This is a genomic window from Vibrio sp. B4-6 (assembly GCF_963888245.1).
In the GTDB taxonomy this organism is placed as follows: domain Bacteria; phylum Pseudomonadota; class Gammaproteobacteria; order Enterobacterales; family Vibrionaceae; genus Vibrio; species Vibrio anguillarum.
The window spans coordinates 79,775-102,564 of the sequence record NZ_CAWPIM010000044.1; the positions used below are offsets into that span (position 1 = coordinate 79,775).

Below are 22,790 nucleotides of genomic sequence, written 5' to 3' on the forward strand. Positions count from 1 at the left end.
GAAGTAATGCTCTCTATGGGCATTACTTTTCTTTGTTTCGCTTATAGGCATTTTAATGGAAATGTTCAGTAGTACGGCGCTTATCGCCATGTTTCTTATTTTCTTGGGTTCATTTGTGCAAACGGCGATTGGTTTTGGTTTAGCGATCGTCGCAGCGCCCTTGCTGTTCTTGATCTCCGCCGATTACGTTCCTGCCCCCATTTGTATCGTGGCGCTGTTTATTTCTATCTTGAACGCCTTAAAGCATCGCTCGAACATTGAGCTCGGCGGTTTAAAAATGGCGCTGATTGGTCGCGTTCCCGGTTCAATTGCGGGCGGTATCCTTCTGGTTTTAGTCTCGACGGATGTACTGGCGTTATGGCTTGGTTTATTGGTGTTATTTGCCGTGGCTGTTAGTTTATTGCCGTATCGCATCGAACCTACCCCGATAAAAATGGGTATTGCGGGTTTTTTTTCCGGTTTCTTTGGAACTAGTTCCGCGATTGGTGGGCCGCCGATGGCGTTGATCTTACAGCATCAAGAAGCGAATCAGTTGCGTGGCAATCTTTCGGCATTTTTTGTGTTTAGCTCGATCATCTCTTTGATTATTCAAATACCGGCAGGTTTTCTGACGTTACATCATTTATGGATAACGATTCCGCTTATCCCCTCAGCTTGGTTGGGTTATAAGTTGGCGATGATGACCACGCAATCACTGCCCAAAGATAACATCCGTTTCGCTGCGTTGCTGCTTTGTACGATAAGCGGCGTTACGGCGGTATGGCATGGTTTAGCCTAGCGTTAATCTTCCGTTCAGGTCATGCAATGATACTGAAAGGGTTTATGGGTCTATTTTATACGGAGTAGCAGTGATGAGAACAATCGGCAATATTATTTGGTTTTTACTGGGCGGAGTGTTTATGGGGCTCGCTTGGTGGTTTTTTGGTCTCCTTGCCTTTATCAGCATTATTGGCATTCCATGGGGGCGTGCTTGCTTTGTTATCGGTAACTTTTCGTTTTTTCCTTTTGGGCAAGAGGCGATTTCCCGTGATGAATTGACCAATCAGCAAGATATTGGTACCAGCCCATTTGGCTTAATCGGCAATGTGATTTGGTTTGTTTTCGCTGGTTTTTGGTTAGCCGTTGGTCATATTTTATCGGCGGTGGCGTGTTTTATTACCATCATTGGCATCCCTTTCGCACTACAGCATTTGAAACTCGCGGTTATTTCTTTGGCTCCGATTGGTAAAACCATCGTCCCGAAAGAAGAGGCGGCTAGAGCTCGCTATTCTTCTTATCGTTAATATAGGTTTTGTTTTTTGCTCCTTTTCTCTCGTGTTGCTCTCTCAGTGACGAGGGGAAGGGGGCATCTTGCCAACGCGATTAATACGCTTTAATCCCAAACTCTCGCAGTTTTCTAGGCAGAATGTCATCTAAATGCGCAATGTCTTGCGGATGAATATTAATCAGAGCAAAGCCGTGATCGTGGTAAATCGCTTGAGTTTGTAAGCGCGTTTTTTCGTCGGTTGCGCCATTATCTGAACCCCAATATTGTAAATAGACTTTCCCTGTTGGCAGATAAAAATCGCACATCACATCAGCTTCTATCGGCAACTGACGCTCATAAGCGTGGACGACGCCCGCCAAATAGAGCCAATTATCGATCAATAATTCGCCGGTTGAGCGAACATAGTGGCCGTCTAAGGTGCGATGTTTTGCCTCAAATTTTTGGCGAAAGTGGGACAATGATTTATCGGTCGATTGGCTGTGAGCCTCTTGCCCTAAAAATTCGACAATGGATTGTTTCAGACGTTTATGGCGAGTCACCGTATCATGCCAAACAACAAATAATTGCTCAGAAACTTTGTCTTCACGTTGCTGGGCGCCAGCTCTGAGCCCAGCCTCCGTTACTTGCCAGCCTTTTTCTGTTTTAGATATCCAGCCTAACTCACTCAATAGTTGATTTATTTTTTTGGGGTTGAGCCTGAAATGATCGCCAAGTTGAGTGGCACTTAACGTTTTCCCGCTGGTGGCTTGTGTGTCGACGAGCAAGTTTTCCGGCCAGACAATAAATTGGCCATATTGCGTGTGCTGGGCGTATTCGCCGCCAAATTTTGCTCCCAGTTCTGTTAATACCCACTTGTTGTCGAAGCGGTTAATGTATCCTGCTTTTTGGAGGTTACTGAATAGTTGTTTAGCGTCTGTATTACGCAATTTAGCCAGTGCCGAGGTTGACAGTTTTTCTGCCATCATTATCTCCTTATTTCACGAGATCCATTCAATTCAACAGTCTGATATCTCTACCTTACTTGAATTTTGGGTAAATGACAGAGCGAGTGTGTGCGATGGTTTTTAAAATAGATAAAAGCTTAATTTTTGAGCTTAGGCGCGGGTAAACATGAGTGAGTAGAACTGGTCATTGCGTTAACGCGAGTTATTGGCTCGCGTTTTCTACTCCAGACGGTTTGGCTTCAACATTGCCTGTTTTTACCCATACGTTACTCAATTTATACATGGCGCAGACACTGCATGTGAGCACTTCTCCTTTGCCATGGATCACAAGCACGATATCTTCGCGTTTTTCTTTCGAGTTATTGCGTAGCTGGATCGTCAGTTGATTACCATCCACGCTGTAAGCGCGAGACCAGTGCTGAGTTTCAGATTCAGCACGTACAACACCCTCTTCGAAAATCAATAAGTCATCATTGAACTGGTTGTCATAAGTCCCTTTGAACTCATAAGTTTCACGGTTTAACCAACGTTCAAGGTCATCTTGAAAACAGCCTTGCAAAGTGGCTGTAAGGACGAGAATACTGATTGATTTTGCCGTAGATCTTATCATGTTGCTGCAACCTCTGTTGTTGTTCGCTCAAGTTCTAATAAGCTCGCTTTACGGTTTAAGCCCCCCGCATAGCCAGTGAGTTTACCACTTTTTCCGATCACTCTATGGCAAGGAACGATGATCGAAATTGGATTTCTACCATTGGCCAAGCCGACAGCCCTTACGGCTTTGGGGTTACCGATCGCCTCTGCAATCTGTTGGTAGTTCCAAGTTTCGCCATAAGGTATCTTGCATAATGCTTGCCACACAGATTGTTGGAACTCGGTGCCTTTTGCCGCTAAAGGTAAAGTAAATATAGTCCGTTTCCCGGAAAAGTACTCATCTAACTGTTTGATAGTATTGATGAGTATAGTGCAGTGTTCGGATTTTACCCCTAACTCTGTTGGCATGGTGGTTTCGGTTTCAAACCAAGCCCCCAATAAACCTTGCTCGCAGGCTTGCAATGTCATGATTCCTAAGGGGCTGTGATAGTGGGTGAAGCTATTCATATTAGTAATTCCAACAGTGAAAGGTGGCGTAACTTCCCCAAGGTGAAACCTTGTCTGCGTTCAGCTCAGGAAAATGGCTTAAGGCCTTCTTAACCACCAAATCAGTGTCTAGAAAGCAATCTGAATCGGACTGACCTCTTAACCTAGCGTAGTTTACGGTCCACGGCCCAATACCTTTTAGTGAAAGCCAAGCATCCATATCGGCTTCAGGGTGTTGGCACATGAATTGAGCAAAGCGTGTTAAGGTCTCTTTTCGGCTGTGTGGCATCTTTAAAAAGTGCAAATCAAGCTGTGCGATTTGTTCCGGGCTAGGAAAGTAACTGCTCGTATTTTGAGCTGGGTTCACCGCATCGACTAACAGGTTGAGCTGGCCAATGGCTGCTTTTATCGAAACTTGTTGGCCTAAAATAGCTCTGACTCCCGCCTCCCAACAATTCCAAACGCCGGGAATGCGGATTCCTGAACGAGTGACTAAACCCGGAGCGCAGTCTTCCAAATAGGCCTCGATGTGGCTGATGTCGGCTTCGAGGTCAAATAGGCGGCGTAGTTTTGCCACCAAGTAACGCAGTTTGGTGATGTCTTGCAACTCGAATTCAACCTCTAAATGGGTCGCAGAGGTTAAGCTGGCACTAAACCAGCCGGTCGTATTGTGTATGTTGAAGGTGCGTTGATAATGATTGTTACTGACCTGTTCAATGGCGTTTACTGCACGTAATCGATAGAAATCTAGCATATGTTGCCAATCGAAAGGGCCGCGAAAAGAGAGTGTTAATAGGTTTTTTGTCATCAATGCAGTTTTAGATTGCCGCACTTGGCTGGGGGTCAGTTGCAACGTTTTGATAAACGCATCGTTAAAGCGGCGGGTACTGTTGAACCCACAAGCGAATCCTATATCGGTAATGGACAGAGCACTGGAATGCAACAACTGTTTAGCAAACATCAACTGATGGTACTGAGCATATTGTTTCGGTGACACTCCTAAATGGGTTTGAAACAGTTGTCGTAGGTAGCGGTCACTGATCCCCAAACGTTCGGCAAATTGAGCCAGATTGCTCGATTGTAATTCACCTTGCTCAATAAGCTTGATTGCACGCAAGAAGGTGGTTTCAACTCCTTTCCATGCCCAAGAATGAGGTGCACTGTCTGGGCGGCAACGCAGGCATGGCCGATAACCCGCTTGTAGAGCTAGTGCGGAGTTGGCGAAGTATTCAACATTCTTTTCTTTTGGCAGGGTTGCCGGACATATTGGGCGACAAAAGATGTTGGTTGTTTTGACGGCAACGAAAAATCGTCCATCAAATCGCGGATCACGGCTAGTGCGAGCTTGTTGGCATTGTTCTTTATCGAGTTCCATCCATGGTGCCATTTGGTATAACGAGCCTTATGCAGTTTTTATAAGCTAAGTGTATGCATGAATTCTGTCGATACTAGCCATTTTCGGAACTGGATGGCTTTTTCTGCGGTTTCTCTTGAAAAAGGATATTCATAACGCTGTATTCAATACCCGCTACAACGTTATGAATTTGTTGGGTTAGTCGAGAATGACCTCGCCCGCTTGTTGTAATGAGTAAGCACTACTAGGGTTGATGTTTTTGACTAACTTTTCCACTTGCATAATGGCTTCTATCGATGAGCTGTTTTTTCGGTAGCTGAGGAAGATGGGACGCTGCCAATCTTCCACATTGTCAATTCGATACAATTGGCCAGAGTGGATAAAAGGTTCAACAAGTGAGGTAGGAAGGTAAGCGCTTCCCCCTTTTTCTAAAATGAAATCAAGTGCGATACGAGCGGTCGAGGTGCGCAAATAGGGGGTTGGCGTCTTCGGATGTCGCTCAGCATGCTCGGAGGCGAAACGGCTTCCCCAATCGACGTACACGTATTTATTATCAAAGGCGGTTTCCAGTGTGTCAGGACGCGTCGAAACCAACACCAGTACTAAATCTGCGACTTTTTTGCAGTTTAGCTCTTCGGCTTTAATTGGGTCAAAGGCAAACGCCATATCTAAGGTACGCTCCAGTAGGCTGCGGTTGAGCTGCTCGCGCCCCATGACTTCCGCCATAAACCCATAACCACTAAAAGCATCAGTCACAACGCTTAAACAGTTTTGTAGATGAGCATCCCAAACGTTGGGCGTTCCCCCTAATGTCAGCTGCAAAGCTCGGCCATTTTCCAAAGAGAGCTCAAACTTGGCTTGTTGCAAAGTAGCCACCATCACTTCGGCATAGCCAACGAGTCGTTCTCCTGCCGATGTGAGCTTTATGTTGTTGCGATCACGCGTAAACAGTTGAGCATCAAAATAATTTTCTAATTGCTTGATGCGTGCACTGACGGCGGCTTGGGTCAAATAAAGGTTTTCAGCTGCTCGCCCAAAATGACGTACTTTGGCGAGTTCGAGAAAAGTGCGAAAAACTTTTACATCCATATTAAATCCTCTGAAATTACCCCGTCAGATTAACAAGGAAGTGCAATTATGACGATAAAAAAATTTTGTTTTTCTTTTCGGAGATTTACGCCTAATTTTCGCGTGATCTATCGCTACATGGTAGTAGCGCCATTCACATGAGGTTGATATGTCTGAGACTGAATTCCGTCACGGAAAAAAACGTTTTTACGACAATACAAAGTTTCCACGAGGCTTTGCTAAGTCTGGTGATTTTACGCTTGCAGAAGAAGAACTTCTCGCCATTTATGGTGGTACCATGCTTGGTCTTGAATCTGGTGAACTCACGCCAGAGAATGCCGAAGAAGCTCATTTTGTTAAGGCGATTGAAAACCCAGGTAAAGCGAAATCTAAGTTAGAGCGTGTCTGGTTAAAATACACTCAACTTGCTCGCGGTCGTAAGCGTTTCCATACGTTGAACGGTCGCAATAAACCGGAAAGTGGTGACGACTATAATGATGAAGAAGTTAGCTTAACGGAAGAAGATTAATCTGTATCTCTAATGCAGGATCTTAAGCCGTAATTTGGTCAGCTTTCTCATTTATCTCTTCAGCCTTATTGTCTCAATAGGGCTGACAAACTCGCTCGCATCGCCTTTCATATAAAAGATCTCTGTGCAAAAGAGTGTGACTCAATCAAGATGAGAAAAGTGCTTTCGCTCAAAGCCCTAGTATTGATGATTCACTCGGGCTTTGCATTATCGCCACTCTGCTCATTTGGTCGCGCTTAGCCAATCCATGAGCTGGGTCAACACCGCTACTTAGCCAAAATGGCTACTTTTTTCAAAAAGCTGTCGCGTAGATGCTCTTGGTCATAATCGAGATGGTAGGTATTGTGGAAGCCAACTTTTAGCTCCACACCATTTCCTCGCATGTAAATGTTATAGCCGTCATAGTCTGAAAAAGCTTCGATACCTTCATAGATTTTCCCGAATTCAGTCGGTGTACCATGCGCCATTACTGTTTCATAAGCATGGAGAATTTTCGCGGGTTCAAGTTCGTTTTTCATGGCATTTGCTCCTTTCTTGCTTGTTACTCCAAGTATGGGTAATGAATGCACGCTTCGCCAGATAGTGGATTGATAGCGACTCAAACTTTACTTAATTTTATAGATGAATTTTTATCTCATTTGGTTATAGCATGTGCCGTATTAGTTAAGCTTACCTGTAGAAATTGCTACAAATTTAAGCGCATTTCTGGTTGAGATTTGAAGAAAGAGCGAAAATTTGACCTAAAACAATGGCAGTTACCCAATACTTATTTTATAATGCGAATTAATGTTCTATTACACCATAATATTCCAATAACTAGGGGCCAATCATGAGACTTATTCCGTTAAAACAGGCTGCACAAGTCGGCAAGTGGGCAGCAGCACACATCGTAAAACGTATCAACGCATTCAACCCAACGGCAGACCGTCCTTTCGTATTGGGTTTACCTACTGGTGGTACACCATTGACGACTTATAATGCACTGATTGAAATGCATAAAGCGGGCGAGGTGAGCTTTAAACATGTCGTGACATTTAATATGGATGAATACATTGGTATTCCTGAAAATCATCCGGAGTCATACCGCTCATTTATGTATAACAATTTCTTCAATCATGTTGATATTCAAGAAGAAAATATCAACTTACTGAATGGCAACGCACCAGATGTTGATGCAGAATGTAAGCGCTATGAAGACAAAATTAAATCATACGGCCGCATTAATCTATTTATGGGCGGTGTGGGTAATGATGGGCACATCGCGTTTAACGAGCCTGCTTCTTCACTTTCGTCGCGCACTCGCATTAAGACACTGACAGAAGATACGCGCATTGCAAACTCTCGTTTCTTTGATGGTGATATCAACCAAGTTCCTAAATACGCGCTAACGATTGGTGTAGGCACACTGCTAGATTCAGAAGAGATCATGATTTTGGTGACAGGCCACAATAAGGCGCTGGCTTTGCAAGCGGCCGTGGAAGGAAGCGTCAACCATTTGTGGACAGTCTCCGCACTACAACTTCACGCGAAATCAGTGATTGTATGTGATGAACCATCGACTCAAGAACTAAAAGTGAAAACCGTAAAATACTTTGCGGAATTAGAAGCAAAAAATATCGAAGGTTTCTAAGCCTCTCCCTGTTGGGAAAGGGCATTCATAAACAAAAGGCCTGCTAACATCAGCAGGCCTTTTTACACTTTGTAGCAAATGGGACTTTCTACCAAATGGGGAAGTGCGAACGAAATCGGTAGTTGAATTAACCTTCAGCAGCGATTTTCGCTTCTTTTAATTCAACTACTTGTTTCTCCGGGGCAGGGTAGGTTACTCCATTAAAGCGCCCACCTTGTTCAATGCTCAAGTCGTCGCTATAAATAGACCCTGTGACGCTCCCTTTGCTTAAAATTTCAATTTTAGTCGCGTGACATGTGCCTTGGAACTCGCCATTAATGATGATGTGGCCTGCGTACAGTTCACCATTAACCGTGCCTGTTTCACTAATGACGATGGTTTTATCAACGTGCAATTGACCTTCTACCGACCCGTCAATTTGAATGTCGCTTTCTAACCTGAGTTCCCCACTAATGGAACAGCCTTTTGCGATGAGAGTTGTAGCTGAGTGCTGACTCTTAGCTCGACTTTGTTTACTAAAGATTCCCATCGGATACCTCTTACCTTACTAAATATCGTTTCAAAATCATTCACGCCCCAATCAACAAAAGGTCTTGGATCTAATGAACGGCCGACAAATCGAATTTCATAGTGCAAATGTGGGCCAGAAGATAACCCACTGTTTCCAGAATAAGCAATTAAGTCGCCCTTCTGTACAAAATCGCCCCCTTTCACGGCAAATTTTTGCAAATGAGAATAGGAGCTGGTAAATCCATAAGAGTGCTGTAAGCGTAAAAAATTGCCTGACCCTTTATCACTGGCGCGAGTGACTTCGGCAACGCCATCGGCTGGTGCATAAATTGGCGTGCCTATGTTAACCGCAAAATCTTGCCCGCGGTGAATTTTGACGTTGCCGGTCACAGGATGAATACGCTCACCGTATCCTGACGAAATTCTCGCATTATGCACAGGTGCACCGCTGGGTATTTGGGTCAGCATCACCATTCTAACTGAAGAAGTGATAGCGGCGGTGTCTAAACGTGATTCTAATTCCGCTCCGCTTTCATCCATACCCAATACTTTTTCAAGATCGCCGAGCCTGTCTGAAACAACCTGCATCTTTTCTTCTCGTTCGAGCAGGTCATTCTCTAAGCTGTTTTTTAGCTCCTTTAAAGAGGTGACTTCTTCAGTCAGTGACATCGACTGGCTCTCTAACTCTTGTTGCTTGAGTTTAGCAAAATCAACTTCATCAAGAAGGTAATAGATAACGCCGCCAGTGGCGAGAATGCTGGCAACCAGCACATAGCCAAAACCTTTTAAAAAATGTCGGAACCATTTACCGAGATGAAAGTGCTTCGTCCCATGGATGGATGAAACGGAAACAACCACTCTTTCTTTCATGAATTCGTTCACAGCGTCTATGGTTAACAGTACAGCCGATTCTAACAGGGAATGCTCAGGGTCAAAACATTTTGCGTTGTAAGGCTATACTCGTCCCACCTCTTATTGTTCGGTTTGTGAATTGGAGCGTATCCTTGGCCTGCTTTTAGAAGAAGATCCGATGTTGTTAGTAAAAAAGCCATATTAATGTATGAGCTAATATTAATATGGTTTTGTGTATATAAGTTACAAAATAGACAATATGGAAGTGGTGGCTTTATTTCGATTAGTGAAATAAAGATGTAATTGTGATGTTTATCACTTTCCGTTCTTTAATTTTTAATAATTAGAGTGAAATTGTGATTTGAATCTCCTTTTTATCAGAAGTTAAAATTCAAAAAGTATGATATTGATCGATTCAATCTTATTGACAAGCTGTATTTTTGTTTTTTGTTGTAAATTTACATGTCAATTTAATGACCATGATCACGAAGAAATGATTTGTAAGCTAGGATTTATGAGGGGCTGATCACGAAAAACCCGTCGTCAGTTCCAGAATGAAATTGTGTGGTAAATTGATTGTGTACTAAGCAATCAACGGTTTTTCGCAGAACCGTTACAACAACAATATTCATCAGAACATCGAACGGGGAATCCACATGATATCACCAGATGCAAAGATCAAGATACAAAATTTTGGTCGCTTCTTATCTAACATGGTTATGCCAAACATTGGCGCGTTTATCGCGTGGGGCTTTATAACCGCACTATTTATCCCAACAGGTTGGCTACCGAATGAAACGTTAGCATCTATGGTTGGGCCGATGATTACTTACTTATTACCACTGCTGATTGGTTACACGGGTGGTAAATTGGTTGGTGGAGAACGTGGCGCTGTTGTCGGTGCCATCACCACAATGGGTGTGATTGTCGGAACAGATATCCCCATGTTCATGGGAGCCATGATGGTTGGCCCTATGGGTGGTTGGGCGATCAAAACCTTTGACCAACGTGTTGAAGGTAAAGTAAAAAGCGGTTTTGAGATGTTGGTAAACAACTTCTCGGCAGGCATTATTGGTATGCTTGGCGCAATCTTGGCGTTTTACCTTATTGGGCCATTTGTCAAAGTGCTCTCTGGTGGTTTAGCGGCAGGCGTAAACTTCCTAGTTTCAGCACACCTTTTACCACTCACCTCTATTTTTGTTGAACCCGCGAAGATCTTGTTCCTTAACAACGCGATTAACCACGGTATTTTCTCACCGTTAGGTATTCAACAAGCCAGTGAAATGGGGCAGTCAATCTTCTTCTTAATTGAAGCAAACCCTGGCCCTGGTCTCGGTATTTTGTTGGCTTACATGGTGTTTGGTAAAGGTACAGCACGTCAAACAGCTGGTGGCGCTTCCATCATTCACTTCTTCGGCGGCATCCATGAGATTTATTTCCCATACATACTGATGAATCCACGTCTGATTCTTGCAGCGATTGCTGGTGGTATGACAGGGGTGTTCATTTTGACTCTCTTCAATGCAGGTATTGTTTCTCCAGCGTCTCCTGGCTCTATCTTTGCAGTACTACTGATGACACAGAAAGGATCGATTGTTGGCGTATTATGCTCAATATTTGGTGCGGCAGGTGTGTCCTTTACCGTTGCGTCATTATTGATGAAAGCACAGAGCAGCACCGAGGAAGAAGGTGATGAAGCGGCGTTAGAAAAAGCCACATCACAAATGAAAGAGATGAAATCGAGCGCAAAGGGCAATGTGACGACGGCTTCTCAAAAAAGCAATATTGATTTAGCCAACGTGAAAAGCATTATTGTTGCTTGCGATGCGGGTATGGGTTCAAGCGCAATGGGCGCAAGCATGCTGCGTAAAAAAATCAAAGATGCGGGCTTAGCGATTCACGTCACTAACCTTGCCATCAATAGTTTGCCGGAGAACGCAGAAATCGTGATTACTCATAAAGACCTGACTGGCCGCGCACGCACACATGCACCCAGTGCACAGCATATTTCACTGAGCAACTTTTTAGACAGTGAAATGTACAACCAGCTTGTGACTAAGCTTTTGGCAGCTCAACGCCCTAAGGCGGCGAATGATAGCGATGTGGTTAAAGTATCCATCCTCGCTGCGAATGACGACAGCTTTGAAATTCAAAAAACGTCCGTTTTTCAAATCCAAAAAGAAAACATTCACTTAGGTTTGAATGCCGCTAATAAAGAAGAAGCCATTCGTTTCGCTGGCAATAAGTTAGTTGAGCTTGGCTATGCGGAGCCTGAGTATGTTGATGCCATGTTTGAACGTGAGAAAATGGTCTCCACTTATCTTGGAGAATCGATTGCCGTTCCTCATGGCACCGTCGCCGCCAAAGACCGTGTGATTAAAACGGGTATTGTGATTTGCCAATATCCTGCTGGTGTGCAGTTTACGGACGACCAAGATGGCGTAGCGAAACTGGTTATCGGTATTGCCGCCAAAAATGATGAACATATTCAAGTTATTACCACCATTACCAACGCACTCGATGAGCCTGATGCTATCGAGAAGCTCACCTCAACCAGAGACGTGAGCGATATCTTGGCCATCCTATCGGGTAACCAAGCAGCGTAACGCTTTTGCTCCTGAGGCAAAACGAGGTCGGCTGTTCCCCTATACTGCTGACCTCACCTCAATTGAAGTATTAAGCGCTCTTTTCTCTTTTAGATAAGTTTTTGGTAGGTAAGATTATGAAAAATGCAGTACATTTTGGCGCGGGTAACATTGGTCGTGGTTTTATTGGTAAATTATTGGCCGATGCAGACATTGAAGTGACTTTTGCCGATGTCAATGAACCTTTGGTCGATCAATTGAGTCATCGTCAAGAATACAAAGTAAAGGTAGTGGGTTCTGAGTGCAAAATTGATACTGTCACTCATGTCACTGCGGTGAATTCAGCCAGTGATGATGTGATTGATCGCATTGTAAAAACGGATTTAGTTACTACAGCTGTCGGCCCTGCAGTGCTTGATATCATTGCGAAAACGATCGCCAAAGGCATCACCAAAAGATTTGAAGCGGGCAATGAACAGCCACTCAATGTGATCGCTTGTGAAAACATGGTGCGCGGTACAACACACCTGAAAGGCGAAGTGTATAAATATCTAGACCCATCGCTGCATGCTAAAACCGATGAGTTAATTGGTTTTGTCGATTCCGCGGTGGATCGCATTGTGCCACCTGTCGAAGCCGCGAACGATGACCCGTTGGCCGTGACGGTTGAAAGTTTCAGCGAATGGATTGTTGATGAACAGCAATTTAAAGGTGAGATCCCCAACATTGAAGGGATGGAAAAAACCAAGAATCTGATGGCTTTTGTTGAGCGTAAACTCTTCACCTTAAATACTGGGCACTGCATTACCGCCTATTTGGGTTGTTTGAGTGGTCATAAGACGATTCGTGAAGCCATTGAAGATCCTGCAATTCGTCAGCAAGTGAAGCAAGCCATGCATGAAAGCGGTGAAGTACTCATTCGTCGTTACGGTTTTGACCCTAAATTGCACGCCGCTTATATCGAAAAAATATTGAGCCGCTTTGCCAACCCATATTTGGTGGATGAAGTGGATCGCGTTGGTCGTCAGCCAATACGAAAATTAGGCCCCAATGATAGATTAATCAAGCCATTACTCGGTACAATCGAGTACGGTGTTGAAAACAAAACGCTATTGAAAGGGATTGCGGCGGCCCTTAAGTATACCAACGACAGCGATCCTCAAGCAGTCGAGCTTCAAACATCATTGAACCAATATGGCGTATGTAAAACACTGGCCCATTACACAGGGTTAGATGAGCAGAGCGAGCAGGTTAAGCAAATTGAAGCGATCTACAAACAGCTTTAATCACATAAATACTTTGGAGGGCGCTAATGCCCTCCCTTTATAACAACAATTAGTACAGCGTATGGCAGATAGAATTAACGAAAGCGATATAATTGAACGACTGAATAGTGCCCATTCGGTGCGCGGATTCTTTATTACGACGGTTGAAGTGTTCAATGAGGCGATTGATGCATTAATGCAACGCATTTTTCGCAAAGATAACTTCGCTGTCCAATCAGTAGTTGGCCCTCTATTGCAAGATTCTGGACCACTCGGCAACTTGTCTGTCAGGCTAAAACTGCTGTTTGGTCTTGGGGTATTACCTGATGATGTTTACCACGATATTGAAGATATCATCAAACTGCGTAATCAACTCAATAGTGATGGTGCTGAATACGAGTTCACCAACCCGAAAATTTTGGTACCGATAAAAAAGCTCCATTTGGTGGCCAAAATGGGCATGGTGCAGTTGGAAGTATTGGAACCGGATGGCGACATTGAACTGGATTTTTACCAGCTTCAACTTCAGCGTCAGCAACAAATCATCAAATCCGGGCTCTCATTGGCGATTGTCGAAATTTGCAATGAACTGAACAAAGAGAGCCCATTTTAGCCTCATCCCAGACAGGCAAGGATTGCCTTTTCACTGATTTCTGCACCTCCTTTTTTATCTTCTTGTGTTAGCCTAACCTTCATCTAACGAAAAGAGATTTGATGATGAAAATTGGCATTATTGGTCTAGGAGATATCGCGCAAAAGGCGTATCTTCCGGTCATCACACAGCGCCCAGATTTAGAATTGGTATTTTGTACTCGTAATCCAGCTCTTGTTACGCAGCTAGCGCAGCGTTACCGCATTTCAGAGAATTGCACGGATTATCGAGAGCTACTTGGCTATAACGTTGATGCGGTTATGATCCATGCGGCGACCTCGGCTCACCCTCAAATCGCCCAATTTTTCCTTGAACACGGAATTCCAACCTTTGTTGATAAGCCGCTAGCCGACAGCGCAAGCGCCTGTGAAATGTTGTATGAGCTTGCAGAAAAGCATCGTCAACCTTTGTATGTGGGGTTTAATCGCCGTCATATTCCGCTCTATAACCAACACCTAAATGCAGTGCAAACTGGTAATAGAAACGAGTTACGTTCGCTTCGTTGGGAAAAGCACCGCTATGATCTGCCCGGTGATGTGCGCACCTTTATCTTTGATGATTTTATCCATCCGCTAGACAGCGTAAACGTGAATGCTAAAGCCACATTGGATGATGCTTATATTACCTACCAGCAGCATCAAGGTCAGTTATCCCGCTTGGATGTTCAATGGCAACACGGCGAAAGTTTGCTGCATGCCTCAATGAATCGCCAGTTCGGCATAACCGCTGAGCGAGTCAGCGCGAGCTTTGTGAATGAAGGTTTTGAGTTTGATTCGTTTACACAAGGAAAACGTTGGCATCAAGGGCAAGAGCAAGCCCTTAGTTTAAAAGATTGGACGCCAATGCTTGCCAGTAAAGGCTTTAGCGCCATGATTGACGATTGGATTGGCGTGATAAATAGTGGAAAGCTGGCTTCAGAAGTGGTGGCACGCAACTTGGCCTCGCACCAGCTGGCAGAGGCGCTGTGTCATTATATTGCGAAGCAAATTCGTTAAAACAAAGCGTGATTGAGTAGTAAGTGGACACCAATACTTGCGGCGTAGCCTGTTGCAATAATCGGTGTCCATTTTAGATGGCCTACAAAGGTGTATTTGCCGTGTGCAGCGCCCATCAGAGCCACTCCAGCGGCTGAGCCAATCGAGAGTAAACTGCCGCCGACGCCCGCTGTTAATGTGACGAGTAACCAGTTTCCTGTGGACATATCGGGTTCCATCGTCAGTACTGCAAACATGACGGGAATGTTATCGACAATCGCCGAAAGAAACCCAATCATCACGTTTGCCCATATGGGGTTCCATTGGCTATACATCACTTCCGAGATCAAGCCTAAATAACCCAGTAAGCTTAGCCCTCCTACGCACATGACCACCCCGTAGAAAAACAGTAGCGTATCCCATTCGGCGTGTGAAACTCGCTTAAAGACATCGAATGGCACCACAGAGCCAATACGTTTTAGGGCGGCCTCGTCATTATTTGCAATCGCAATTACGGTTTTTTTGGCCAGCGAAGTAGGTAAGGTTTTCCTGAGGAAGTAGCCAAAAAATTGTAAGTAAGCGAGCCCCATCATCATGCCTATAACGGGTGGAAAGCGCACCACAGCATGGAATGCTACGGCGGTAGCAATGGTTAACATGAAAAGTACGACAATACGGCGGGCTCCGCGTTTAAGCTCGACATGTTCATGCAGGGTGGTTGGCTTTTCCTTGGGCAGAAAAAATGACATCAGCAATGCAGGAACAAGGTAGTTGATCACAGAAGGGAGAAACAGAGAAAGGAACTGTGAAAATGGCACATGGCCCGCTTGCCAAACCATTAAGGTGGTGATGTCTCCAAAAGGGCTAAAAGCGCCTCCGGCGTTAGCCGCTACGACGATATTAATACAAGCAATGTTGATAAAACGGGGGTTGTTTCCTGCCACTTTTAGTACGACAGCGCACATCAACAGTGCGGTGGTTAGGTTATCGGCAATTGGCGAGATGAAAAATGCAAGTAGCCCCGTGATCCAAAAAAGAGCACGAAAATCAAAACCTTTTCCCACCATCCACGCTTGTAATGCATCAAATAATCGCCGCTCTTCCATTGCACTGATGTAGGTCATCGCGACTAACAGAAACAGCAATAATTCGGCGTATTCCAGCAAATTATGCTCTAGCGCATTTTTGGCAATCTCGGTTAATTCATACTGCTGATAAACATAACCAATCATGGCCCAAATTAAACCAGCTGCAAGTAACACAGGTTTAGACTTTCGTAGCTTAAGGTACTCCTCCATCATGACCAAAGTGTATGCCAGAGTAAAAATGACTAAAGAGGCATAACCAATCGTTGAGTGTGTTAGATCTAACGAATCGATATCGTTAGAGGAAGCGAGAGCGACTGAAGGAAAGAGTAAAGTGCAGAACAAAAGAAGCCATGTGCGTCGAGGTATCATTGTGTTCACTCCTAGAAAGTTAGGCTGATAAAATTCTAGATCTATTGAAGATAGTTCGGTGTGAGATAGCTCTGATCTGCTTGATTTTTAATCTTATTCTTGACCTGTAAAGCGAATAAAGAAAAACCCTGTAGCAATGGCGACAGGGTTTGATTTTGATGAGTGGAAGTGAAGAAAGTTAGGCTTGAGCTTTTGCTAAATGGACTTCTTCTTCTTTCACGCCAGCTTGTGGATCATTAAAGCGAGCTTCATCTAACGCGCCTTCTGTTTTCGCCACAATAAGAGTCACACAGCTATCACCAGTAATATTGACTGCGGTGCGGATCATATCTAATAAGCGGTCAACACCCATAATCAAAGCAATACCTTCTAGTGGCAAGCCGACTTGGTTTAGCACCATCGCTAGCATGACAAGACCAACACCCGGAACGCCTGCTGTACCAACAGAGGCTAGTGTTGCCGTGAGGATGACCATCACGTAGTCACCCATGGTTAGGTCGATATTGAACGCTTGGGCAATAAATGCTGTCGCAACGCCTTGCATGATCGCTGTGCCATCCATGTTAACGGTCGCACCTAGCGGAATGGTGAAAGAAGCTATCTTGTTATCAACCCCTAAGCGGTTTTTAGCCGTTTCCATGGTGACGGGTATAGTCGCATTGGAAGAGGCTGTAGAGAAAGCGAACATAATGGCATCTTCCATTTTACGGAAGAAGGTGATTGGACTTAAACCAGTAAAGCCTTTCAACATCAAACTATAGGTGACAAAACCGTGTAGCAGTAGGGTAACCGTCAGTACTACGAAGTATTCTGCGAGGTTCAAAATGGCACTTAAACCAAGGCTGGTGAACAATTTCGCCATCAGGAAAAATACGCCGTATGGAGCAAGGTTCATCAGCAGTGCAACCAGTTTCATTATAACTTCGTTCAAGTCATTAAAAACGCCCGCAATACGCTCGCCCGGTTTACCCGCGGCACTGATGGCTATGCCAAATAGTACTGCAAAGACGATGACCTGCAGTGTTTTACCTTCTGCCATCGCGCTGATTGGGTTGGTCGGGAACATATCAATAAACACTTGGCCCAAAGAAGGGGCTTGCGCAGATTGGAATGAGCTTGCTGCGGTTAAATCGGCTCCGGACCCCGGTTGAAACACAGTGCCCATTGTCAGTGCCAGTGTGATGGCAATCGCAGTGGTTGCGATGTAAAAGGCTAGGGTTTTACCGCCCATGCGGCCAAGTGTGGTGAGATCTTTCAGTGAGCTCGTACCACAAACGAGAGAAACAAACACGAGGGGTACAACTAACATTTTTAAGCTGGCGATAAAGATTTTTCCGCCAACATCGAATAAGCCGTTAACGATATACGCGTCAACAAATCCGTTTTCAGCAAATAGGGCTCGAATGGCAAAGCCAGTCAAAATACCCGCTACCATACCTAAAATAACACGGCCGGTAAGCGACATCGGTTTTTTGGTATTCATTGTGAACACTCCTTTATTTTATGCACTTCGACATCATTTCAAAGCGTGCCGCAGGTTAGCAGGGCTGAGTGCAAATCAAAAAGTAAAATAATGTTAACGGTTAATTGCTGTGATCTTTATCACTTAAAACTGCCCATCTTTTACGTTTTAATAACCTATTTTTGGGTTTAAATTTTTATTTTTTATCATTTTGCAACACATGAGTCTTTTGTGTTAACAAATGTCACTATTCTCATCTAATGGTAATTCGCTAGTTTTCATTCAATTTTAAGCTCGTTTGGTTGCATATTTACCCATTAAGGTTGCTTTATATGAATAGGGTCTCAACGGCACTTTTATGTAGCATAAAAAGAAGGGCATGCAACACAAGTAGAGAAAGGAAGGAAAGTGATACTAAGTTGAATGTTATCGACTGAAAATCTTAACGTTTGAAGGAGGCTTGGCCTCCTTCAATGAAACGGTATGCTGGCCTTAGGCATAGATTATGCGAGCTTTTTATTTAACCAGTTATCAAGTGCCAATTTGCCAGCACCAGAGAAAACCAACGATACACTGGCTGCAAGCAGCGCAAGGCCAAACTCATAACCGTTATTAGCCATGAATAAGCCGTTACCTAAGTGTACAGAAGCGATTGCGACGATCATCGTAATAGAAAGAAGCAAGGCGGCAGGGCGAGTTAGTAAGCCAAGCAAAATGAATAGGCCCCCAAAGAATTCACCACTACCCGCTAAAAATGCCATCAGCACACCTGGGTTTAAGCCAATTGAAGCCATCCATTGACCTGTGCCTTCTAATCCATATCCTCCAAACCAGCCAAAGAGTTTCTGCGCACCGTGCGCCATAAAAATGATGCCAATTGGGAAACGAAGCGCAAGCGCAGAAAATCCAGAAGTTGATGTGGTTAGTTGTTTCAATAGTGCTTTCATTAAAGTGTCCTCAGATTCATTAAAAGGTAGTAGGTGCTCAGCGGCTTCCTAGCTGTTGGAGCCAGTGTAGAGTGATTCGTAACCTGAGATAACTCACTCCGTTTGATGATTAAGTTCGAAAAAATTGAACAAGATTTACCTAGTACTTTTCTTAGCGCGGGGAATGTTGTGACCTTCTATCTATGATGAATCATGCCGATTGATCGTCTGATATCCCCTTCCTACTTGAAGCTGCAGCGGTGTTGGTTACGTTCGCTCACTTCATCAAATCGTTTATCTATGCTCATGGGGGAAACTTACTTTCCAACCTACCTGCAACTTCAAGTTGTGTAGTTATACACAATATTATCATTTATACGGACACTAATAGCATTCGGATTGACCTGTATTTCATAGTAGTGTCTTTTCAAAGGAGCAGATAATGAATTAAAAAACGAAGAAGGTTACTAAAATAAACGGGCTACCTTTGGGTCGTTAGCTATATCTTTCTTTACAATGTCATCCATCATATGTTTTCTCTTTCCCATGGTTTATAAAAAGTGCAAATATTAAAATAATGGAATAAGTGTCAAGAAATAATCAGATTTATGTCCGAGTAGATAAATATCTTATTGTTTGGTCATTAGGGTAAATAGTGAATTACGTTTTGATAAAATACCAAATTAGTTGGTTTACAGTTCCAGAAAAGTGCTCAGCCATAGATTAAAGAGCTTCGAGAATGAAGGCTTTTTCCTTCCCATTGAAAGCTGTAGCGATGTTGGCTACATTTTTAGCTATTGCTATGGGGTGCTCACTTACCATATCGACCTGCAACTTCAAGTTGTTTAGTCATAGACAGCCTAAACTGTATTTTTGCGCTTTTAAGTGCCTTTTTCATAAGACTCGTCGTTATCAAGAGTACCATCTTCTTTAATTTTCTCTGTTTATTGCCATCAAACAATAATAACTAATTTATTAATTACGGATTATTGTTTTTCTTTTGGCTTGATATTTTATTTAGCGCATTGCATTCATTTTTTTGAAAATTAGATCATCATTCAAATCTATAAAGTTTGATTATATTTAACCTTAACTTTATTGACTTAAGATCACGTTATTTAATTGTATTCATACATCTTATGTATCTATATATATGCCACGTCTAATTGTCGGAGATATAAAGTTTGAAAGTTAAGATAATGACCATTTTGTTATTAGTAATATTCGGTCTCATTGTTGGTAAATATTACATTAGCCATAGTTCATTAACATTAGTGCCTGCTCCAAAAGCACCGAATAATAACGAGGATACTGATTTTAAAGCCGCAACAGTTGCTGATGAGCGTCAGCTGATGAAGCCACCACGAGAAGATGCATCGAGCGCTGGAGATGCTCGTTCTGCTCTGAATTCAGAGTCTATCACTGAAGAGCGCATGCTTGCGGCACAAACCGTTGATGAAGTATGGAACGACATCAACCCAAGCCCAGCGTTGCAAGCCATTAGGCCAAAAAGTGATGCAGTGACGGAAATCAAAGCGATCGAAATCGAAAATATTGAACAATTCCGAGTTCTGGCAACGGGCGATGCTGTCACGGTCACTATGCCTGATAACCAGCCAGTCAATATCCAAGTCACTTCATCAGAAATTCAGAATGAAGGCGTCCGGACTTGGTCTGGGCAGTTTGAACTCGATGGGGAAGTTTACCCGGCCACATTTACATTCGGTAAAACGGCAATGCTCGGTTTTATTGGCCACCCTAGTGGTCAAGTCAAGCTTGAAGGCATCGGCAGTGAAGCGTGGGTTTACCGAGTGCCACCCAATCATGGCTATGACGAAACCTCGACCAGCCATTGATACCTAAAACGCACGGCTTTGTGTGTTAATAAAATAAATAATGTAGGAGTTTTCTATGAAAATAGCGTCATTGGCATTAGCCGTGGTGTTAGCAACACATACGTTACCGAGTAGTGCAACCACTGAAATTGATATTCTAGGTGTTTATACACCCGGCACGGCTGAGTGGTTTCAGCAAGATCACGTGGCTCAAATCCAGCACCGATTTAACGTGGGAAATGAAATTCTGCGTCAAAGTGGTCTGGACATCAAAGTCAACTTAATTGGCACGAAAGAAGTAAAATACGATACGCAAAGAGGGCTGAAAAAATCGCAAGAGCAGGCGCTTGATGCGATTACTCCCGGCAATAAACAAGATCCGGCGTTTGCCGATATTGAGCAATATCGTAAGCAGGTTGGCGCGGATATGGTGGCGCTGTTTCGTAATCTAGATATTAAAAATTCTCCTGATTATGAAGATAAAGGCAATGGTACTTACATGCTGAGCTGTGGTCTAGCATGGATAATCCCTGCCGCGTATTGGAACAATAGTGCGCGTTATGCGCAATCTAGAATGTACAGTCATAGCTATTTGAATGAGTGTGGCGATGATACGTTTATTCACGAATTAGGCCACAATTTGGGCTTGAACCATGCTCATGAACAGTACAATGGCGAACCCCATCTTTCAAATGGTACAGAGCAAGATGCGTATGGTTATGGGGTTCAAGGCCAATTTGCGACGACCATGGCCTATGGTTTCTTATTTGGTATTCATAGCCGTTCTTACACATTCTCTAACCCAAGCAAAGTGTGTAAAGGTCAAGCATGTGGTGTCACTGACTACGCGAACTCGGTGCGAGCGATTGGCCTGAGCGCGCCACACATTGCGGCGATTTATGCACGTCCAGATGGGAGTAATGACGGAGGAACGTCACCCACCGAACCGACTTCGCCCCAACAAGCCATCTATGATTTACAAGGGCCTTTTGCCATTCCCGATCATGCACAAGGAGAGTTAGCACTTCCGATTAATGTGACTTATCAAGGAAATGCGGAAACGGCCACTATTCAACTTGATATTGAACACCCATTTGTGGGTGATGTTTCAGTCAAGTTGTATGCACCTGATGGTGGCTATTGGAACTTAAAATCGTATAACCAGTATGATCGCAACACGGCTTATCGTGTTCGCTTTACACTCAGCGGAATGCAACAAATGAACGTGCAAGGCCAGTGGCGTTTAGTCGTGGCGGATCACTATCAAGGTTTAACGGGTGTATTAAATTCGGTACGCTTATCCTTTGAATAAAGGTTTGCTGTGATGTTGACCCGGCACCTATGTGCAGGGTTTTTAATTACTGGCCAAATTGGGTGGCTTTGAATTGATTCAGCAATCGATGGATCACATAGGTTGTAAGTAATGTGGCGACAATAGCAAACAAAATACTGCCGACTCGGTACAGGGCACTGAAAATTAAATCATTGCCCGGCGTCAAATATTGACCAAACAAGATCCCCAAGGTAGTCAATGAGCCAAAGCCGACCCCTGAACCGCTGGATTCTTTTACATGCCAGTAGCTAAAGAGCATCGCACCTATCCACAGCAGCGGAGTAACAAATAAAAGCTGACCTGACCAATCGTAGAGCAGCAGTTGGACCGCAATACCGAAAGTGACACCAAGCAGAGTACCCATCGCGCGTTTGCGTGCGTAGCCTAGCGCTCCGTTCCAATGCATCGGGAAAAGTAGCAACAAGGTTGTGGCTTGCGCGGACATTGAATCTTGCAGATCGAATATTTGAAACACAACGAAAGAGAGTGTGGCAATGGTTGCGCCCATGAGCGCTTCATGGCGCATACGATGTGACTCTTTGGCCACGCTTGCATGAGCGGGAGGTTGCCTTTTCTGTGCGTCGGGAATACAGAATGTCACCAGATAAGCGACCATTACCGAAAGCAAATTCGCGATAAAGTTGCTGGTAATCAGATCGTTAAGATCAGTTGTGGGGTAGCTTGCAAAGTGCAGCATGATGCTCAGGCTCAATACGCTGTTCGCTCCAAATAAGAATAAGCTGCCTTTCGACATACAAGCAAATTTGTAGAGAAACAATACGAAAGCCATCATCGTCATCAGTGCCGGATGAGCGCCAAACAGCCCCCCGAGAATGGCTACTTCTAAGCCACAAACGACGGCGGAAGCGAGCAGTTGCTTTGCGGCGTGCGCATTCATGACGGGCACCATGCCCAGTAACAGCATCGGTGTTACGGTAAAAAATACCCCGTAGTTCCAACCCAGTAGTTTACAAAAGGTAAAACCAAGCGTCGCACCTGTTGCTATTCTGACGCATTGGCGAAAGTCATTTTCAGATAATGGATGATCCCAAAGTCGCATTTTTTACTCC

At 44.0% G+C, this 22,790-nt stretch carries 22 protein-coding genes; 10 read left to right on the forward strand and 12 right to left on the reverse strand.

Going from position 1 to position 22,790, the window contains the following annotated elements:
* Positions 1 to 55: 55 nt before the first annotated feature.
* Both AACV20_RS11805 and AACV20_RS11810 read left to right on the forward strand, forming a co-directional pair.
* On the forward strand, positions 56 to 778 hold the full coding sequence (locus AACV20_RS11805) for a sulfite exporter TauE/SafE family protein (RefSeq protein WP_013868241.1): 723 nt from the start codon (positions 56 to 58) through the stop codon (positions 776 to 778).
* A gap of 73 nt (positions 779 to 851) precedes the next feature.
* Positions 852 to 1,283, forward strand: coding sequence for a YccF domain-containing protein (locus tag AACV20_RS11810; protein WP_026027764.1), 432 nt, complete (start codon positions 852 to 854; stop codon positions 1,281 to 1,283).
* 79 nt (positions 1,284 to 1,362) lie between these two features.
* Here the strand turns inward: AACV20_RS11810 and AACV20_RS11815 are convergent, their stop codons facing one another.
* The 5 genes from AACV20_RS11815 to AACV20_RS11835 form a co-directional block, all read right to left on the reverse strand.
* The gene (locus AACV20_RS11815; RefSeq protein WP_170907413.1) at positions 1,363 to 2,229 is read right to left on the reverse strand and encodes a glycerol kinase; all 867 of its coding nucleotides are present in this window, start codon (positions 2,227 to 2,229) and stop codon (positions 1,363 to 1,365) included.
* A gap of 184 nt (positions 2,230 to 2,413) precedes the next feature.
* Complete coding sequence (locus AACV20_RS11820; RefSeq protein ID WP_013868244.1) at positions 2,414 to 2,821, reverse strand: hypothetical protein; 408 nt, start codon at positions 2,819 to 2,821, stop codon at positions 2,414 to 2,416.
* Positions 2,818 to 3,309, reverse strand: a complete 492-nt coding sequence (locus AACV20_RS11825; protein WP_019283044.1) for a methylated-DNA--[protein]-cysteine S-methyltransferase — start codon at positions 3,307 to 3,309, stop codon at positions 2,818 to 2,820. Before AACV20_RS11825 ends, AACV20_RS11820 begins: the two co-directional genes overlap by 4 nt.
* Before the next feature lies 1 nt (position 3,310).
* Positions 3,311 to 4,663, reverse strand: coding sequence for a DNA-3-methyladenine glycosylase 2 family protein (locus AACV20_RS11830; protein WP_170907414.1), 1,353 nt, complete (start codon positions 4,661 to 4,663; stop codon positions 3,311 to 3,313).
* Between the two features lie 177 nt (positions 4,664 to 4,840).
* Positions 4,841 to 5,731, reverse strand: a complete 891-nt coding sequence (locus AACV20_RS11835; protein WP_013868248.1) for a LysR family transcriptional regulator — start codon at positions 5,729 to 5,731, stop codon at positions 4,841 to 4,843.
* A 148-nt stretch (positions 5,732 to 5,879) separates the two neighbouring features.
* On the opposite strand from AACV20_RS11835, the gene AACV20_RS11840 reads away from it, so the two are divergent.
* Positions 5,880 to 6,239: a DUF413 domain-containing protein gene (locus AACV20_RS11840; RefSeq protein ID WP_013868249.1), complete on the forward strand. Its 360-nt coding sequence runs from the start codon at positions 5,880 to 5,882 to the stop codon at positions 6,237 to 6,239.
* Positions 6,240 to 6,505: 266 nt separating this feature from the next.
* On the opposite strand, the gene AACV20_RS11845 is transcribed toward AACV20_RS11840, so the two are convergent.
* A complete protein-coding gene (locus AACV20_RS11845; RefSeq protein ID WP_017044957.1) occupies positions 6,506 to 6,757 on the reverse strand; it encodes a DUF3081 domain-containing protein in 252 nt (83 codons plus the stop codon).
* 311 nt (positions 6,758 to 7,068) lie between these two features.
* Between AACV20_RS11845 and nagB the strand changes: the two genes are divergently transcribed.
* Positions 7,069 to 7,869 (forward strand): glucosamine-6-phosphate deaminase, encoded by an 801-nt coding sequence (gene nagB / locus AACV20_RS11850; RefSeq protein WP_013868251.1) that lies wholly within the window; start codon positions 7,069 to 7,071, stop codon positions 7,867 to 7,869.
* Between the two features lie 127 nt (positions 7,870 to 7,996).
* Here nagB and AACV20_RS11855 read toward each other — a convergent pair whose 3' ends face one another.
* Together AACV20_RS11855 and AACV20_RS11860 are read right to left on the reverse strand one after the other, a co-directional pair.
* Complete coding sequence (locus AACV20_RS11855) at positions 7,997 to 8,293, reverse strand: bactofilin family protein (protein WP_305951630.1); 297 nt, start codon at positions 8,291 to 8,293, stop codon at positions 7,997 to 7,999.
* 8 nt (positions 8,294 to 8,301) lie between these two features.
* The gene (locus AACV20_RS11860; RefSeq protein ID WP_017044959.1) at positions 8,302 to 9,249 is read right to left on the reverse strand and encodes a M23 family metallopeptidase; all 948 of its coding nucleotides are present in this window, start codon (positions 9,247 to 9,249) and stop codon (positions 8,302 to 8,304) included.
* A gap of 638 nt (positions 9,250 to 9,887) precedes the next feature.
* Between AACV20_RS11860 and AACV20_RS11865 the strand changes: the two genes are divergently transcribed.
* From AACV20_RS11865 to AACV20_RS11880, 4 genes are all read left to right on the forward strand, one after another.
* A complete protein-coding gene (locus AACV20_RS11865; RefSeq protein ID WP_017046853.1) occupies positions 9,888 to 11,837 on the forward strand; it encodes a PTS mannitol transporter subunit IICBA in 1,950 nt (649 codons plus the stop codon).
* A 116-nt stretch (positions 11,838 to 11,953) separates the two neighbouring features.
* A complete protein-coding gene (locus AACV20_RS11870; protein WP_170907337.1) occupies positions 11,954 to 13,102 on the forward strand; it encodes a mannitol-1-phosphate 5-dehydrogenase in 1,149 nt (382 codons plus the stop codon).
* A 61-nt stretch (positions 13,103 to 13,163) separates the two neighbouring features.
* Entirely contained in the window at positions 13,164 to 13,694 is a 531-nt protein-coding gene (locus tag AACV20_RS11875; RefSeq protein ID WP_170907338.1) for an MltR family transcriptional regulator, read from the forward strand.
* 104 nt (positions 13,695 to 13,798) lie between these two features.
* Positions 13,799 to 14,728, forward strand: coding sequence for a Gfo/Idh/MocA family protein (locus AACV20_RS11880; protein ID WP_170907415.1), 930 nt, complete (start codon positions 13,799 to 13,801; stop codon positions 14,726 to 14,728).
* Here AACV20_RS11880 and nhaD read toward each other — a convergent pair.
* The 3 genes from nhaD to AACV20_RS11895 all read right to left on the reverse strand — a co-directional run bounded on the left by nhaD (position 14,725) and on the right by AACV20_RS11895 (position 18,573).
* Positions 14,725 to 16,173, reverse strand: a complete 1,449-nt coding sequence (gene nhaD / locus AACV20_RS11885) for a sodium:proton antiporter NhaD (RefSeq protein WP_088733080.1) — start codon at positions 16,171 to 16,173, stop codon at positions 14,725 to 14,727. The two genes, AACV20_RS11880 and nhaD, sit on opposite strands and share 4 nt — an antisense overlap.
* Before the next feature lie 169 nt (positions 16,174 to 16,342).
* Positions 16,343 to 17,647 carry a dicarboxylate/amino acid:cation symporter gene (locus tag AACV20_RS11890; protein WP_029189696.1) on the reverse strand — a complete coding sequence of 435 codons (1,305 nt, stop codon included), beginning with the start codon at positions 17,645 to 17,647 and terminating at the stop codon, positions 16,343 to 16,345.
* A gap of 482 nt (positions 17,648 to 18,129) precedes the next feature.
* Positions 18,130 to 18,573, reverse strand: a complete 444-nt coding sequence (locus tag AACV20_RS11895; protein WP_013868258.1) for a DoxX family protein — start codon at positions 18,571 to 18,573, stop codon at positions 18,130 to 18,132.
* Between the two features lie 1,178 nt (positions 18,574 to 19,751).
* Between AACV20_RS11895 and AACV20_RS11900 the strand changes: the two genes are divergently transcribed.
* Both AACV20_RS11900 and AACV20_RS11905 read left to right on the forward strand, forming a co-directional pair.
* The gene (locus AACV20_RS11900; protein ID WP_170907339.1) at positions 19,752 to 20,408 is read left to right on the forward strand and encodes a hypothetical protein; all 657 of its coding nucleotides are present in this window, start codon (positions 19,752 to 19,754) and stop codon (positions 20,406 to 20,408) included.
* 55 nt (positions 20,409 to 20,463) lie between these two features.
* Positions 20,464 to 21,699 (forward strand): zinc-dependent metalloprotease family protein, encoded by a 1,236-nt coding sequence (locus AACV20_RS11905; protein WP_170907340.1) that lies wholly within the window; start codon positions 20,464 to 20,466, stop codon positions 21,697 to 21,699.
* A gap of 46 nt (positions 21,700 to 21,745) precedes the next feature.
* Here AACV20_RS11905 and AACV20_RS11910 read toward each other — a convergent pair whose 3' ends face one another.
* A complete protein-coding gene (locus AACV20_RS11910) occupies positions 21,746 to 22,780 on the reverse strand; it encodes a DUF2955 domain-containing protein (RefSeq protein WP_094147398.1) in 1,035 nt (344 codons plus the stop codon).
* Between the last annotated feature and the right edge of the window lie 10 nt (positions 22,781 to 22,790).

Bases quoted from the DNA above. Each gene is read 5' to 3' on its own strand.
- AACV20_RS11805 (WP_013868241.1), top strand. From the start codon at position 56: ATGGAAATGTTCAGTAGTACGGCGCTTATCGCCATGTTTCTTATTTTC.
- AACV20_RS11810 (WP_026027764.1), top strand. From the start codon at position 852: ATGAGAACAATCGGCAATATTATTTGGTTTTTACTGGGCGGAGTGTTT.
- AACV20_RS11815 (WP_170907413.1), bottom strand. From the start codon at position 2,229: ATGGCAGAAAAACTGTCAACCTCGGCACTGGCTAAATTGCGTAATACA.
- AACV20_RS11820 (WP_013868244.1), bottom strand. From the start codon at position 2,821: ATGATAAGATCTACGGCAAAATCAATCAGTATTCTCGTCCTTACAGCC.
- AACV20_RS11825 (WP_019283044.1), bottom strand. From the start codon at position 3,309: ATGAATAGCTTCACCCACTATCACAGCCCCTTAGGAATCATGACATTG.
- AACV20_RS11830 (WP_170907414.1), bottom strand. From the start codon at position 4,663: ATGGAACTCGATAAAGAACAATGCCAACAAGCTCGCACTAGCCGTGAT.
- AACV20_RS11835 (WP_013868248.1), bottom strand. From the start codon at position 5,731: ATGGATGTAAAAGTTTTTCGCACTTTTCTCGAACTCGCCAAAGTACGT.
- AACV20_RS11840 (WP_013868249.1), top strand. From the start codon at position 5,880: ATGTCTGAGACTGAATTCCGTCACGGAAAAAAACGTTTTTACGACAAT.
- AACV20_RS11845 (WP_017044957.1), bottom strand. From the start codon at position 6,757: ATGAAAAACGAACTTGAACCCGCGAAAATTCTCCATGCTTATGAAACA.
- nagB (WP_013868251.1), top strand. From the start codon at position 7,069: ATGAGACTTATTCCGTTAAAACAGGCTGCACAAGTCGGCAAGTGGGCA.
- AACV20_RS11860 (WP_017044959.1), bottom strand. From the start codon at position 9,249: ATGAAAGAAAGAGTGGTTGTTTCCGTTTCATCCATCCATGGGACGAAG.
- AACV20_RS11865 (WP_017046853.1), top strand. From the start codon at position 9,888: ATGATATCACCAGATGCAAAGATCAAGATACAAAATTTTGGTCGCTTC.
- AACV20_RS11870 (WP_170907337.1), top strand. From the start codon at position 11,954: ATGAAAAATGCAGTACATTTTGGCGCGGGTAACATTGGTCGTGGTTTT.
- AACV20_RS11875 (WP_170907338.1), top strand. From the start codon at position 13,164: ATGGCAGATAGAATTAACGAAAGCGATATAATTGAACGACTGAATAGT.
- AACV20_RS11880 (WP_170907415.1), top strand. From the start codon at position 13,799: ATGAAAATTGGCATTATTGGTCTAGGAGATATCGCGCAAAAGGCGTAT.
- AACV20_RS11890 (WP_029189696.1), bottom strand. From the start codon at position 17,647: ATGAATACCAAAAAACCGATGTCGCTTACCGGCCGTGTTATTTTAGGT.
- AACV20_RS11895 (WP_013868258.1), bottom strand. From the start codon at position 18,573: ATGAAAGCACTATTGAAACAACTAACCACATCAACTTCTGGATTTTCT.
- AACV20_RS11900 (WP_170907339.1), top strand. From the start codon at position 19,752: ATGACCATTTTGTTATTAGTAATATTCGGTCTCATTGTTGGTAAATAT.
- AACV20_RS11905 (WP_170907340.1), top strand. From the start codon at position 20,464: ATGAAAATAGCGTCATTGGCATTAGCCGTGGTGTTAGCAACACATACG.
- AACV20_RS11910 (WP_094147398.1), bottom strand. From the start codon at position 22,780: ATGCGACTTTGGGATCATCCATTATCTGAAAATGACTTTCGCCAATGC.